This is a genomic window from Candidatus Enterococcus ikei (genome assembly GCF_017316105.1).
Classification (GTDB): Bacteria; Bacillota; Bacilli; order Lactobacillales; family Enterococcaceae; genus Enterococcus_L; species Enterococcus_L ikei.
In genome coordinates, this window is the sequence record NZ_JAFLWD010000032.1 from 1 (window position 1) to 15,372 (window position 15,372).

16 protein-coding genes are annotated in these 15,372 nt (G+C 34.5%); 2 read left to right on the forward strand and 14 right to left on the reverse strand.

Annotation, left to right across the window (positions count from 1 at the left end; translation table 11 throughout):
• Nucleotides 1-34: 34 nt before the first annotated feature.
• Entirely contained in the window at nt 35-898 is an 864-nt protein-coding gene (locus JZO69_RS11995) for a hypothetical protein (RefSeq protein WP_242586796.1), read from the reverse strand.
• 241 nt (nt 899-1,139) lie between these two features.
• Between JZO69_RS11995 and JZO69_RS12000 the strand changes: the two genes are divergently transcribed.
• Nucleotides 1,140-2,138 carry a linear amide C-N hydrolase gene (locus JZO69_RS12000; RefSeq protein ID WP_207113110.1) on the forward strand — a complete coding sequence of 333 codons (999 nt, stop codon included), beginning with the start codon at nt 1,140-1,142 and terminating at the stop codon, nt 2,136-2,138.
• 211 nt (nt 2,139-2,349) lie between these two features.
• On the opposite strand, the gene JZO69_RS12005 is transcribed toward JZO69_RS12000, so the two are convergent.
• From JZO69_RS12005 to JZO69_RS12065, 13 genes are all read right to left on the reverse strand, one after another.
• Entirely contained in the window at nt 2,350-3,087 is a 738-nt protein-coding gene (locus JZO69_RS12005) for a helix-turn-helix domain-containing protein (RefSeq protein ID WP_207113111.1), read from the reverse strand.
• 262 nt (nt 3,088-3,349) lie between these two features.
• Nucleotides 3,350-4,201, reverse strand: coding sequence for an aldo/keto reductase (locus tag JZO69_RS12010; protein ID WP_207113112.1), 852 nt, complete (start codon nt 4,199-4,201; stop codon nt 3,350-3,352).
• A gap of 90 nt (nt 4,202-4,291) precedes the next feature.
• Complete coding sequence (locus tag JZO69_RS12015; RefSeq protein WP_207113113.1) at nt 4,292-4,711, reverse strand: MerR family transcriptional regulator; 420 nt, start codon at nt 4,709-4,711, stop codon at nt 4,292-4,294.
• Between the two features lie 21 nt (nt 4,712-4,732).
• Nucleotides 4,733-5,311, reverse strand: a complete 579-nt coding sequence (locus tag JZO69_RS12020; protein ID WP_207113114.1) for a histidine phosphatase family protein — start codon at nt 5,309-5,311, stop codon at nt 4,733-4,735.
• 99 nt (nt 5,312-5,410) lie between these two features.
• Nucleotides 5,411-5,977 carry a YdeI/OmpD-associated family protein gene (locus tag JZO69_RS12025; protein ID WP_207113115.1) on the reverse strand — a complete coding sequence of 189 codons (567 nt, stop codon included), beginning with the start codon at nt 5,975-5,977 and terminating at the stop codon, nt 5,411-5,413.
• A gap of 64 nt (nt 5,978-6,041) precedes the next feature.
• A complete protein-coding gene (locus tag JZO69_RS12030; protein WP_207113116.1) occupies nt 6,042-8,570 on the reverse strand; it encodes an L-type lectin-domain containing protein in 2,529 nt (842 codons plus the stop codon).
• A gap of 31 nt (nt 8,571-8,601) precedes the next feature.
• Entirely contained in the window at nt 8,602-9,624 is a 1,023-nt protein-coding gene (locus tag JZO69_RS12035; protein WP_207113117.1) for a WxLIP family cell surface protein, read from the reverse strand.
• A 96-nt stretch (nt 9,625-9,720) separates the two neighbouring features.
• Nucleotides 9,721-10,434, reverse strand: a complete 714-nt coding sequence (locus JZO69_RS12040; protein WP_207113118.1) for a WxL domain-containing protein — start codon at nt 10,432-10,434, stop codon at nt 9,721-9,723.
• A 68-nt stretch (nt 10,435-10,502) separates the two neighbouring features.
• Nucleotides 10,503-10,727 carry a hypothetical protein gene (locus JZO69_RS12045; protein WP_010770510.1) on the reverse strand — a complete coding sequence of 75 codons (225 nt, stop codon included), beginning with the start codon at nt 10,725-10,727 and terminating at the stop codon, nt 10,503-10,505.
• Between the two features lie 14 nt (nt 10,728-10,741).
• Entirely contained in the window at nt 10,742-11,062 is a 321-nt protein-coding gene (locus JZO69_RS12050) for a hypothetical protein (RefSeq protein WP_207113119.1), read from the reverse strand.
• A gap of 1 nt (nt 11,063) precedes the next feature.
• A complete protein-coding gene (locus JZO69_RS12055; protein WP_207113120.1) occupies nt 11,064-12,119 on the reverse strand; it encodes a WxLIP family cell surface protein in 1,056 nt (351 codons plus the stop codon).
• 39 nt (nt 12,120-12,158) lie between these two features.
• Nucleotides 12,159-12,785 (reverse strand): hypothetical protein, encoded by a 627-nt coding sequence (locus JZO69_RS12060; RefSeq protein WP_207113121.1) that lies wholly within the window; start codon nt 12,783-12,785, stop codon nt 12,159-12,161.
• Between the two features lie 138 nt (nt 12,786-12,923).
• Nucleotides 12,924-13,613, reverse strand: coding sequence for a DNA-binding response regulator (locus tag JZO69_RS12065; protein WP_207113122.1), 690 nt, complete (start codon nt 13,611-13,613; stop codon nt 12,924-12,926).
• A gap of 257 nt (nt 13,614-13,870) precedes the next feature.
• Between JZO69_RS12065 and JZO69_RS12070 the strand changes: the two genes are divergently transcribed.
• Entirely contained in the window at nt 13,871-15,346 is a 1,476-nt protein-coding gene (locus JZO69_RS12070) for a helix-turn-helix domain-containing protein (protein WP_207113123.1), read from the forward strand.
• The last annotated feature ends 26 nt before the right edge of the window (nt 15,347-15,372 follow it).

Below are 15,372 nucleotides of genomic sequence, written 5' to 3' on the forward strand. Positions count from 1 at the left end.
AGTTATAGCTCAGCCACTTTTTTTATATAGGATATTATTTACGTTTTTCCTTTGATAAAAGCTGAATTAACTCTTGTTGCTGCTCAATCACTTCTACCAATCGTTCGTTCAACTCTATTTGACGACTTCTTTTCGTCCGCTGTAACTTCACTTCTATCCACTGACTATTTTTCAAGATACGAATCCCTTCTGTCATATGACCCACTAGAATAATAGCAACAGCACTCAGGCTCAATCCAACTAACCAATTCTTCAAAACAAGTAACTGTTCCCATGTTTCCTGAACAAGATTTGGAATACCCGCAATGTTTCTGGTTGTGTGAATCAATTCCTTCAATTGCTCCAACAAGGACATAACACTTGGAATCAACTGATCTAAAGTAAAGGTAGACTGACGGAAGATATCTGAGAGTTTTTCCTGAAAACGATTGAGTTCTTGTACACTCAGACTATTGATTCGCTGATCGATCACTGTATAAGTTTGATACATTTCTATTGTCATTTTTGTTAATACGGTTAAAAGAGCAATCACTAAAAATAAATAACCTATCACTAATAATTTCTCACTCAAATGCCACTGATCCTTTTTTCTTAATCGCCATAAAAGGTACCCCACAAGCACTAATCCCGCTAGCACAACAATAGTCTGGATAATAACCAGTATGCTCAAATTCGTTACTACCTGACTAACTTTGTCGGTTAATCCTGCTTGCCAATCTTTAGATGAAAAAAAAGTTAGCACATTATTGACCGTGATTCGAAAAGATTTCCGAATAATAGTTTCAAAAAATCCTCGCTGATTGATTACTAAAAATAATAGTATAACTAGATAAATCAGACTACTTAAATGGACAGCGGTTCTTAAATGTCCCTTTTTAGTAAAACGTTCTCCCTCCATCATAAATCCCCCTCGAATAAATAACAAAATAAAATATGAATCTATCATAGCATTATAATAAAAAAGTAAATACTGATACACTTTTACCAACATTAAGCCGCTAGAATTTCTATAGTATATATTTGATTATAACTTTAAACTACGTTAAACTTTTAGAAAGTTCACTTTAGCTTAAATTATTCTATAATCTTATTTTTTTAGATAAACTATTTATTTCATTAAAAAGAGGGAGCGATAATCTATGTGTACAAGTATTACGATGATGACGAAAGATCAACATGTCTTATTAGCAAGAACAATGGATTTTGCGGTTGTTCTTGAGGCCGAACCAACTTTTATTCCGCGGAATAAATTTGTATTCGTCAATGATGAAAGCTATGACCGCAAAAACGACTATGCTTTTGTAGGAATGGCGCGACAAGTAGATAAAGAACATTTTGTCTTTGCTGATGGCTTAAACGAAAAAGGTCTCTCCTGCGCAGCCCTCTATTTTTCAGGTTATGCTGACTATAATAGTCAAGATACTTCAAAAAAATATACTTTAGCACCACACGATGTTGTACCTTTTTTACTTTCTACTTGTTCAACTATCGAAGAAGTAACACGTATCATGGAAAATACCCAAGTTGAAGACACAGCCTTAAAATTCTTAGGAATCGTCTTACCTCTTCATTGGGTCATCACGGATAAAACAGGGAAAAGTATTGTCATTGAATACACAGAACAAACATTACACATTCATGAAAATACGATCGGTGTTATGACCAATAGTCCTGATTACAAATGGCATACAACGAATTTAAGAAATTATATCGAGCTTCAACCTGAACAAAAAACAGAAGTTCATTTAAAAGATATGGTCATGAAACCATTTGGTGAGGGAACGGGTGCCTTTGGTCTGCCTGGTGATTTTACTCCGCCATCAAGATTTGTCAGAGCGGTCTTCTTAAAAACTTGTTTGCAAGAGGTCCAAACGGAATTAGATGGCGTTACCTCCATGTTTCATGTACTTGCTAATGTTGATATCCCTAAAGGTGTTGTAAAAACTACGCAAGCTTATGACTATACACAATATACTTCTGTTATGGTCAATAGTTCATTGAATTATTATTATAAAACATACAATAATCAACGGATTCGCTGTATCCAATTAGAAAACGAAGACTTTGATGCTACTTCTGGAAAAATATGGTCTAATGGTGATTCAGAAGATATTTTATATCGAAATAGCAAAAAATAATTTATCAACTATTCAAAAAAAGCCCGAAGCAAAACGCAAAATCAGTTTTTTGTTTCGGGCTTTAAATCTGAATAAACGACGAGAAAATAGAAACTACTTCTTTACACTTCGATCTTATTGCGATATAACACACTAAGGTACGAATCGATGTTGCATAGTCCCTACTTAAATCTCGGAGCTAAACGCTTTTTTCTCGTCATCCTTTTTTTCTCTATCCTACGATTTCTTGTCTTTTGACAATAGTTTGCTTGAATAGTTGTGCATATTCTTTTTGGTATTTTTTCAAATACTCTTTCAACGACTCTTCTTTTTCTTTTGACCAACTCGGATTACTTTTTATTACGTTTCCAGCCTCATCTACTTCAACAGTTGCATCATATGTCACGTTTGGATCATTATCCTTTGCAATAATGACATATCGTTTATTGCCTTCTTTGACTTCAACAACAAGTTTACCTTTTCTAGCAATGACCCATGGATGACGCTCAGATAATGGAATAGGATTGAACCCTGTCTCAAGAATATACGTTGAATACAAGACATCTGCTTCTTTTAAAGCATAGCTCCCTGCGTATTTATAATCATCCTGCTTCCAAGAGTGTGCTGCAAGATTCTTTAAATAGCGTTGTTCATCCATTCTCAACTTACCGTTAAACCCTACATAAATCACAGCAAGTATTCCAATTACGATCAAAATTCGCTTATAGTATTTGTTCCATTTCACTTTTTTAGATAAATCTTTTGCCATTTCTGTATCCTCCCGTAATAAATTATCAAGAGAGATACTGAACAAATCACTGATTGCTACAATCGTTTCTAAATCTGGATAATTTCTTCCGACTTCCCAACTTGAGACAGTCGAACGCGAAACATTTAATAAGTCACTTAATTGTTCTTGTGTTAATTCTTTTTTTAGTCGTTGCTCTTTGATTTTATCACCTATGTTCATAGTATCGCCTCCTTCTTTTTTTATTATCTTGATAACTTATAATAAAAGATAGCCACTTTTCGTATCATACTGAAATGTTGCACTGATACAATTCGTATCATGTTGATTTATCAAGGTTTCAAGGAATCAGCACCTCCATATTATAGCAAATAAATACGCAGGCTATTTCCTGTTTAAATAAAAAAACTACGATCAAAAACGTGTAAATTTCACCAGTTTTTGATCGTAGTTTCTCTGTTTCTTACTATTCACTATTAGTCCCTTACACATTCATCTTTCTGCCAGCCATCCATCTGATCATCTCAGGATCTGCATGGGAGAAAAATTGGCTTTCCCCTTCATTTAATGTAGCAATTGCTGCTTTGTCTTCTTCTGACAGTTCAAAATCAAACACAGCCAAATTTTCAGCCATTCGCTCTGGTTTTACCGACTTTGCTAGAACAACGACCTCTTGCTCGATCAACCACCGAACAATAACTTGCGCTACAGATTTATGATATTTATCGCCAATGGTCGTAAGGATTTCATTTGTAAAAATCCCATTTTTGCCTTCTGCAAATGGCGCCCACGCTTCTGGGATGATGCCTTCTGCTTTTAAAGCTTCGATATTTTTGGTTTGCTGATTGAAGGGATTGATCTCGATTTGATTGATTTGCGGCACTACTTTATTGAACTCAGCTAAATCAACTGCGCGATCTACTGCAAAGTTTGAAACACCGATTGCACGAATTTTCCCAGCTTCTTGCAGTTCCTCCATTGCCCGCCATGCACCATAAATATCATTATACGGTTGATGTAATAATAATAAATCAACATAATTCAGACCTAATCTGTCCAGAGACCGCTCAAAAGATTCCTTGACTCCTTCATAAGAAACATTTTCTACCCAAATTTTAGTCGTAATAAACAGTTCTTCGCGAGGTATACCCGAAGCTGCAATTCCTCTACCGACTGCCTCTTCATTCCTATAGGATTGGGCCGTGTCAATATGACGGTAACCTACCTTGATGGCATCAATCACTGCTTGCTCAGCTTCTTTAGAATCTGTGATTTGATACGTACCGAAGCCTAAAATAGGGATCTCTATTCCGTTGTTCAATTTGACTGCTTGCATTTGTCTTTCCTCCATCTCTTTTTGGTTCTATGAGTGTCTAACAACTTCACTATAAACTATGGAGTCAGCTTCATAGCAAGCTGTTTATTCTTACTTTTTATGATTTACCTTCCAAAGCTCTTCAACATTGTCTGATGTGACTTCTCCTGATTTGAACTTGGCGATATGCTCATCATAAGTATCGATTTTGTATTGCAATAAATCACGCGTTTTGGTCATTTCTTCTAATTTTCCAGTGATCTCTTGGAGTTGGTCTTGCAAGATCTGTTTTTGTGCCTGCTCAACATTTCCCCCAAGTTGAGAAAGTGTAGCAAATTCGATCAAAGACTCGATCGAGACTCCTGCATGACGTAAACTTTTTGCTAAATAAATCCAATTCAGGTCTCTTGTTGTATAGACACGGTAGCCGTTTTTATCCCGTTTGATTGGCGGAATAACACCCACTCGTTCATAGTAACGAACTGTGTCAGTCGTTAAGCCAAACATTTCAGCTGCTTCTTTACTGTTCAACTTGGTCTCCTCCTTGCTTACTTATCCTAAACTTGAATAATCATGATTGATGATTTCTAATAATTTAAATGTATCATGCTCAAATTCAAATTTCAAAATACAACAATTTCCTAATCGGTCTTTTTGATCCACTTCACTAGTATGCGCCCAGTTTCGCATAAATTGACGGCAAGCTGCGCCATGAGAAACCGCTAAAACTGTTTCTCCAGCTTCGTTCATGATGTCCATCAAGGCTTCGGACACTCGTTGTCTAAATTGAACTTCTTCTTCTCCGCCAAATCCAGCGAAGAAATCACCATATGGTAATGGTGGATTCAACGACTCACTCTCTGATTCAAAACGCCCAAAGTTCCATTCTTTCAAGCCTTTTACCCTTTTATACGATTGGTCAGTGACTTGTTCCAACGTATCACTTGCTCGTTCAGAAGTAGAAGCGTATGCGCTATCAAAAGTAATGTTACGATCCTTGAAATAGGTTCCTGCAATTTGTGCTTGTTTAATGCCTTTTTCTGTAAGTGGAGAATCACACCAGCCTTGAATTTTTTTCTGTTGATTGAATAATGTTTCGCCATGTCTCATCAAATATAATGTTTTAGTCATAACCTTGCCCTCATTTCTATTCGTTATGTTTATCATAAACCATGAAGTGAACTCCAAGGCAAGTAAAAAAGCTGAACTTTTCTTGTTCAGCTTTTTTACTTATTCGAGCAATCGGCCTTCATCATGCCAAGCGCCATACATTTTTTCTGCCTTTGTATTTTCCAGAAATTTATCCAAGCGTTTCTCAAATAATTCCGGCTGATGTTTATAATTTTGAATCGTATCGATGCGGATACGGCGATATAGCTCTGGGAATGATAGAAAAATCGCATAGATTTCCACGTCCTCTTTTAGTCGTTCTGCGATCACCTCATCTATTTGAAAAGAAGCTTCCGTCATATCTGGTAGAACTTTTCTACCTTGTTCTGTCATCAATCCTAGTCGTTCTAGACGACGGACGCGTTCTTTGTTTAATTCCGTCCAAGGACTTTTTTTCGCTCTGGGTGACAGACGTTGTGCGGTTTGGGTATCAGAAATTTTCTTTTTGATGCCATCGATCCAGCCGAAACACAACGCTTCTTCTACAGCATCTAAATATTGGATTTTATTAGGTTCAGGTTTGATGCTGACGATAATCCAGCAATATTTTTCAGTTGTGCTGTTGGTTTTTAGCCAGGTTCTTAGTTCTTGTCTAGTGGTTATAGGTAACAGATTATCGATTTCCATTTAGACGACTCCTCTTAGTTGATTAAGAGTATTATACATGAATCTAGCTAAAAAAAGAAAAGACTTAAGGCGTTGCAGCTACTTGCCATAAAATCGCGGCTTTATATTTCCCTTTTTGAATGATTTCATTGGAAAATACATTTAACTGCACGCCTGTATTCTTCGACTCCCAGCTTTTGCTGATATTGTATTCTCCAGATTCTGAAACTGTTCCAACTTCAACAGGTTGTGCTTCACCTTTGTATAGTGGCACTTTCGTTGTATCATTTACTTTATACCAAATTGCTCTTGATAAGACTTCACTTGGATTTTCTTCGCTTGTTAATGGTTGCTCTAATGTTGCAGTCAAAGTCCATGGTGTTTTGCTATTTCGTGTATCGCCAATAACCAAAGGAATATCGTATACAGGTTGTTCTTCTTTAATAAAGGGACGAGTTAAATAGGTATCACCAAAGTTTAAACTTGATGGGAATGATTCAATAAACAACTTTCCTTTAAACTTGTAATATACAGAAACACCATCGATTTCAATTGGAATGGACGATTCTGCACTAGGAGATTCTGTCAATTCATACTGTTTTTCCTTAATTCCTTGAACGGCTTTTTGAACGACAACTTCTTTCGTTAAATCTTTTATCTCCCCTACATTGCCCATCAACTCAATCGGCTCACGCAATTGTTTTCCTGCTTCGTTCAAAAATAGAATTCGAATTGAAGCATCATTGATCTCCATTTCAAGATTGAGTACTAATTTACTATTGGAAGTAGTAACTACCATTGAATAGATTTTAGATTCTGGAATAATGCCAGGTGTTGGTAGTTGAGTAAGGTTGACTAAAATCATGTTTGCATCCAATTTTTCATAATTGCCAGCCTGATCGAACATCCATAATTCTAACGCTGATTTGTTTATGATTGTTGTTTTCAATTCACTCTCTGTTTTAGGATAATCCTTTTTTTTCATGCTAAAATGATTTCCTTTTAACAAAAACGTCCCATCCGTCACGACTTGATCGTTTTCCTTTTTAACAAAAATCGGTACTTTAATTATCGCTTCATTGCCAGCTCCATCTTTGGCGATCAATTCGAAATTAGCTGGACCTAATTGTTTCACTTTACTTTCGATTTCTTGATCTGGTTTTAGCGAAACGGTTATTTCTTCTTCAGATGAATAATCATCACTTAATGCGCTTACGAATTGTTTATAGTCGGTCGCCTCTAAAATTTTTGAGGCGTCGCCTTGACCAAGTACGGTTAATTTTCCAACTCCAGCTGGTGGAGCATCGTCTATTGTATAAGAAACAGAAGAGCCTTCTATTTGCATATAGTTACTTCCTGAAAGATTACTGGTAACTGTTGGTTTAGCCAACGATTGGAACCCCTCATTTTTTATTTTAAAGCTCACTTCTACCTCTTTATTTTCAACCGAAAGATCCGCTAAGTTCACCTTTAGAGAGCTTTCAAAAATGGTAGGCGTCACACTTTGTCCATTCACAACAAGTGAACCTTCTTGATATACTTGACCACTAGTTAGACCGAATGTTATAACAGGTTTTAACAAATCTCTTATTCCACCATTGTATTCTCCTGAATAGTGTACCATAAGCTCTGAACCATTCCTTACTACATTGTCACTATTCATTACATTTCCTGCCAAATCAAGGACACTCAATGTATCTTCGTAATAGATTAAGCCAGGAACACTGGCAAATGAAACCATCGCACTTTCAGTTTTCCCTCCTGTAGATCCTGTAAAGCCCCAATAAACAGAATCCGTATCAAATGTTGAGCGGGGTATTATTGCCTTTACAGGTTCTAATCCGTCAAGTTGATATTCCAGCTGTCCATTATTTGATGCATCCCATGGTGACCAAATAATACTGAACTTTCTCCATGTATTATCACCCAACTTGAAGCTCGGATACTGTACTGAATGATGCTTCAACGCCAAAATCTTATCCCAACTGCCAAGTTTATATTCTTCTATTCGATCTGGAAATGTATATGCAACATGCCCAAAACCATTATTCAGGTCAATACCATTATCATAATAACCATCACCAATTTGATTATACGTATCAAATTCAACAGCCAAACTTTTTTTCATTGATTTAAGTAACTGGGGAGGATCATAATAAGAACGGATTATGTTAGGATATACGCCCAAAGCACCACCTAAATTTTTATCGAAAGTTATTGTTGCACCTATGTCATTATGCATAACAAACGTCACACCATCAGCATCACCGTCAATTTTTATAAACATCTCTGCAATAAATTTTTTCGTTAAATTCAATTTCATGTCATCTGTTGAAAAAATAGCCCCTGTTTGATTATTCTCATTTTCAGTGATAATTACTTTATTATCTACTATCTTACTTTTTGCTAATGATGGTATCTTAAAAAGTCCCTCTAACGGAATTCCTGGAACTGTACTATCAGAGAAATTACTTCTATTATGGATAAGGTCAGAGTGATTCTGTTTTTCTCCTGATATCGCTTGTATTTTCGTTGAAGGACTTGTAACGATAAATAAACACAAACTAAATAGCATACCAAATCCGCACATCAGCGTTATTTTTATTTTTTTCATGCACTGCACCCTTTCTATAAGGATTTATAATTTATCTCTTCCTTTTAAATATGAATAACCCTATGCTAAAACAGATCGTCAGTAGTGTTATTATTACTATGAGCCACCTAGCATTAAAGTTACGAGTGGTCTTTTTCTGAGTAGGTTGTTTAATTTTTTGTGCTGCTACTTTCGATAACGTAAAGTTTTTTACCCAAGTCCAAGTCCAGCCATTTTCAGTAGTGATTTGAATATTCGCTGTATATTCACCTGCGGTTATTTCTTTATAAGATAAAAAAACAGGCAAATTAATCATTGAATTCGGTGCCATTCTCATATTATTTTTCTGTAATTCAAATAAATTTTTTGTTTTTCCTTTTTCGTTGATACGGATTTTTGCTGTCATATTTTCCAAAAAAATCCCTTTTGTATTAGATAGATTCACAAATAATGTATAGCTTCCTTCTTTTAATTTTAGGGCGATATCATTTAATTTCAGCTCAGGTGTTACTTTTTTTACATCTGATTCATGGAGCAGCACACCAATCAAAAAGGCGAATTTGTTAACAATTGCATTTTGTTCCGTTTGCTCTTGCTTTTCTTGAAGTACGGGTTTCAACTGGATGCCACCTGCAACATACCCTTCAAAATTAGTTACTGGCATAGTTAGGTCAAATGCAATTACCTCACTACTATTTGCTGGAATCACGACTTCATCCGGTCCTTTGATAATTTCGGCTAAATCATATTTTAGTGACGTATCTTTTTTTAACTCATTCGGTCCATATTCAATAACACCATTCCCATTTGTTTTAGCACTATTGATTCGAATCTCGATGTTCATTGCTTGATCCGATGTATTATTTATTTTTAAATGGATCGTTTGAGTTTGGCTTGCTTTCATTAAAAGGTCATAGTAACCAACTTCTTTATCAACTTGATTTTCAGGAAATAGAATTTCATAGGAAAATCCACTGATCTCATTGGTCGTATCTTCTTCCGCAAAACTAATACTAGGATATAGAAATAGAAACAAAATCGCTAATAGTCCCAAATAGATTCTCTTTTTTTCCATTGATTCCTAACCTCTTAATTCATTTTTTAATGAACAACTTATAACAATAACTCTCTACCCAACCTATATTCATGCAGTTTTATTTTTTTCTAGTTGTTAAGGTTGTAAATCATCTAACGTCCATGTTACATACCCTGTAAATGACTCTCCTGCTGCTTGATCTGCTTTGGCATCTGTTACAACTAATTTAGCATCTTTAATCAATGTTGCCACGCCGCCTTTAACATCATTCGCTGCTTTTTTCTCTAAAACAGCTTGACCAGTTGTTTCACCAGCTACTAAAGTCATTGCTTTCACTTTACCATCACCAAGTGTAATTCCTGCATTTGGATCTAGTGTTCCTAAACTTCCAGAAGCTTCTGGTTTATTTGGGATGTAGTCATTGTCTTCACCAATCGTGTCGCCGATCGTGTATGATTGTGCATCACTTAAAGCGAACGTTAATTTTGAAGCCAATGATTTCGAACCGTCTGTTGATTTCAGTTCAGATAAGCTAGCTTTTAACGCCCAAGGAGTGGATGCCGTTTTTCTGTCATCATTGACAATCAAATATTGGTTACTTTGGATCACATTACTAAATGTTGCTGAATTTCCAACAGCTTTTTGTTCCCCAAATTGAAAACTTGATGGTTTCCAAACAAGTGCTAAGTTATCTTTATATGGTTTGTTTTCCCCTTGAACTGTTGGTTCATCCGATTTAAAATTGACCCCAACATCTGTTTTATCATCAAAAGATTTCGCATCCGCTGTATTTGCAAATAACAACAAAGTTGCTGCTGATAATAAAGTAATCATTACTGTTTTTTTCATTTTTATACCATCCTTTAATAGCATAAATATAGTTTGGTGACAGTTACTGTTATAAGTTGTTCATAAAATTATTTTAAAAGTTCTATTTGCTCTCGTAAGAGTGTGAATAAATAAGTAATCAAGCCTAAACTAGTTAATGTAATAAACAGTAAGCTGAAATTTAGAAGTAATCCTTGTTTCTTTTTTCTTAACTTTTTTATTAGAAATACATCTCTTGCCAAAGTGGTCAAAAATACTAATAGCGACACAATTGCAATGCCTCCCAATATAAAAATCCATAAATAATCAATCATTTTATTTCCCCATCCTATAATTTAGTTAACATAATATTTTTCAAACTATAAACTCCGACTAAAATAATAAGCACTGAACAGCCTATAAGTGTCCAAATCAAGGAAGTGATTAAATCCCCTGTAGAAGGCAGCTTGCCTTTGTGAGTAATCGACAGATTTCCTTCTGGCAAATGCAAACTTTCAATAATCGGTTCTTTAAGCGTCGGGGCTTCACTTTTAAAAAAAGTGATCTTTAAATCTGTTGTATCAGATTTACTAGTTGCTTCTGCGTTCCCCCACATTTCACCTCCCAAGATTGTAGTCAGAAAAAATACTAGTAAAATATATTTTTTCATCTTACTTTCCTTCTTTCTTTTTTCTTTTTTTCCGTCTTTTCTTCCATGCTATTTCCATTTTTTTTCTTCTTACTAGAAGTGATAGCGTAATTATTCCCATTAGAATAAAACATAAGATCGTAGCTCCTTTAATCCAGATCGGTGTAATAATTTTAAAGCTACTTTCCTCATTCATCTTTTTTGCTTGTTCAGCTGTAATCTCGAACTCTTTTTCAAATGACCACTCAGAATAACCATTGTTTGCATTCATTGTTAAAATATACGTGCCTGCTTTAACTGAACGCGTTCCCCAATCCATTTCAAAATCAAATTTACTGTTAGGAGCCAACATATAATTGTCTACTTGCCTTTTCTTTAAAACAGTTTCTTGGCCTTTTTCTCTGACTTCGGCTACTATTTCCAACTCTGAAAGAATTTTCGGCTCTGGATTTTGCAATGTTGCTAAGATCATTTTTTTCCCACGTTTAAGTGTTGATTTCGCATCTAAGATATTTAATGTTTTTGAATCTTTGTAATCATCGCCCGTTTCAGATGTAATCAGTCCGATTCTATAAGCGAATTTACTAGATACTTGTTTTTCATCGTCTGAGTCGTCTTTTTCAAAAACCAATGCGCCCATCTTGACGCCTTTATAACTGTCTTCCGGTGGCGTTAGTTTAAATAAAACCTCTTTTTCTTCATACTTCTCAACGGTTAAACTTGGCGTTTCTACTTTGACTATAGAAGAAATTGGCTGCGATAAGGTTGTATCTAATAAGCGTTTATCCTCTGTATATTCAATCGTTCCGTTGTTTCCGGTAAAAGCATTGGTGGTATACATTTTCACCTTGATTGGTTCTTTTTGGGTACTTTTCACTTTTACTTTTAAAACTTGCTCTTCTCCAGGAGTCGTTTGAATATAAAAGTAACTCTTGCCCGGATCGATTTGTTTACCGTTGAGAACAGCAACAACGGTATATCCTAAATTTGAGGACTCGTCAGCAAAAGATTTGTTAGGGAATAAAAATAGGCACCCGATTATAAGTAAAACTGGATAGATTAATTTATTTTTTTTCATGTATTTTTTGAATGCTCCTTACTTTAAATAGTTAACAACTCACTTTTCTATCGGTTCATTATAAATATCCACATAGTATTTTCCATCAACTTCTAAATAAACTTCTTCCACTAAAACAAAGCCTTCTTTTTCCATCCCTTGACTCTGGAACAATCGTCCCTCTTTTTGCGCTTGTTCCTCTGTATCAAAAGGTCCTTTTGTCTCAATGATTTCATCTTCTTCATACTGCAATCTATTTTTATAAGCTCCCCAATTCGCTAAAATGAAGATGATATAAACTAAACTTGCAGCTAAAATAAAGAGGATGAAAAAAATAATGCCACATAAATTAATAAATAAAGCCAAGCAGTAACCTACATTTAGATACAAGAAAAACTGATAGCCCGACTGCTTTTTCTTCTGAGTTAGGTAAATAAAATAAGTAAAAAATAGTGTCAGTGACATGAATAAAAAGCTTAAAACAAAATAGAGAAATAATTCCTGCCAATTCTCATTCAAAAAAGATAGCAATCGCAGAAACATCGATAAACGCTTATCTATATAAAAGTATGCTTCTTTGTAAAAAGAATAAAAATCAACTAAATAGATTGCCCAAATGCAAGCAAGTAGCCCTTCTAAGAAATAGAATTTCCAGGACAGCTTTTTTATTATGGCTTCTTTGCCCATTACTGTTTCCAGTCCTTTATCATTTATTTTTTTATTATATTCAGGAAATATAAGTATATATTGTTTTATTTTCTGCCGTTTCCAACTTAGTCAACCCTCAAAGAAGTTATTGAAACATTTTTTGTGGAGAATTCAGCATTAGATATTCAACATATATCCTTTAGATCGAACTGTTTTTATAAATATAGGTTTTTTAACATTTTTTTCGATCTTTTTTCTCAAATGATAAACAACATTTGCGATTCTATACTGCTTATTTTCTACTGTATCTGCTCTCCACAGAGTCTGATAAATAGTTTCATAACTAACCGCCGTTCCCAAATTTTGTAACAATAACTCCAGCATTTGAAATTCTAATTTGGTTAGGACGATTTCTTGATTGCCTTCTATCAACACACTGCTATTATTTGAAATTAGTTTAAGTAGCTCATCGTTAGAATGACTTTTTGAGGTAACAGATTCCTGTGCAAGCAGATCATTAACTCTTCGTAAAGAGTTTTCCATGATAAATTCAATTTCTTTTACTTGTCTGTTTAAATCAAAAACTTCATCTGCACCTAATTGTAAGTAAACTAATTTTCCTACTGAATTTTCAGTTGCTGTCATGACCCATATATAACAAGTTGATCTTTTTTTTATCTTAGAAATCAATTCACAGATCCCACTTAAATTGCTGATATTTTCTTCTAACAGAATGACCGCGTCTAATGTCTCCAACCACTCTAACTCTTCTGTCAGCTCAATAATGGTATGTTTTTGCTTGATTTCCTCTATGTCGAGTCTTGTTTCAGCGGTCTTTCCTAAAGAAAGCATTCCTATATTACACATCTATATCTTCTGCTCCTTTTTCTATGTATTATGTTTTTTATCCCGAAATATATATTTTTTTTATAAAACCCTCAAAAATAATAGTATATTATTTCGTTTTATTTTGTTTCCAATATCGTTACCGTCCTGAGAAGTTATTGAAATCCAACTTTTATTTACTGAATAAAAGCTAATAATATACACCCAGTAAATATCCATGTTATGATAGCTTCAAGATTTTGAAAGGAGTCATTACGTACGGTATGGAAACTATTTTTATGAAAAAAAATGAAACCCTTCGTTTTGAACTATTGAAACAACTTCTATATGCTAAATCTGGGACAACTACTCAGCAAATGATGGATTTATTCAATATTTCCAGTAAGACTTTTTACCGTTATAAAAAACAACTTAACGATGATTTAAATAATGTATTTACACAAAACGAAGTAACAATCAAAAAAAAGAAACTTGTCTATATCATTGAATTGGCTCCTTCATTGCCTTTTAGTTACGTTCTTGATTCTATGAGACTGTATTACATAAAAATCTCACAAAAATTTTCAATTCTTGAAGCAATCTTAAAAAGACATTATATTTCTGTTGAAGCATTAGCTCAGGATTTAAACTTAAGTCCATCTCATGTTTACTCAAATTTGACGTTTCTGAATAAGCTTTTACGTCCTTTTAAACTGGAAATTTCTTTTTCTACTACCATTTATAAAACCAATATTCAAGGTGCCGAGCAAAATATTCGCGTATTGGGTTTTGTTTTATTCTGGATAGTTTTTAAAGGATTGGAATGGCCTTTTTCTAAAACACCACGTACCTATCAAACACTTCCGTTAGCTGTAAATGATGAACGCCTTTCACCATCACAACAAACAAGGCTGAGATATTTTCAAAATGTCACCTACTGGCGTGTCCTCTATAGAAAAGAAAGTTTGAGTTTATCAAAAGAATTTATGGATTATCTTGTCTATTTTGAGACAGTCTCACCAACTCGATTGTTTTCAAATTTAGAAAAAGTAGATTTTGAGCAAGTCAATCAGAAGGATGAAGCCTATTTCTTTGGTTTTTTATCAAGATTTCTGATTGCAAATATCGATTCCTCTGAAGAAAGAATAAAAATTGCCGAAACGCTGATTCATTCTGAATTGCCATTGGCTGAATTGACTACACGTATTTTGGATAAGCTTTTGGCTACATACAAAGTCAAGCTATCGACTGATAATTATTTGGAAAATTATTATTTACTGATTATTTGTTTGATTTATATCCGTTTTGTTGGTATAAATTTCAGAAAATTTCTCGTTGATGATACGGTGGAATCCAAGGCAAAATGGTTTTCTTCAGACGAACCATCTTATCGTTTATTTGTGAAAGAAACCCTTCTTAAAGAACCTTTAATACGCAATCATATGAACGCTGGTTTTGTCTCGCTTATGGCAAAATTTTTCCATTCTATTTTGAAAAGTGGAGAAATGAATACAAAGCTACTGATTTTTATTCAACATTCTCCAAATCACTTTATCTATGACTTTATCAAAAATAATCTCCTAATTATTTTTGGCGATGCAACGTTGGTGTTTACCTTTGATATCACTGAAGCCGACGTTATTATTTCGGATGCTTATGAGGGGGAAGAGACAAATGATCAAACCTTTCATTTGGAGCATTCACATGATCAGGCAACTTGGAGGGAACTAATTCTTTTTATCAGCGGAAAAATCTATGCCTTGCACAATGCCTAATCTAACGACGCTCTTTTTCAATAGAA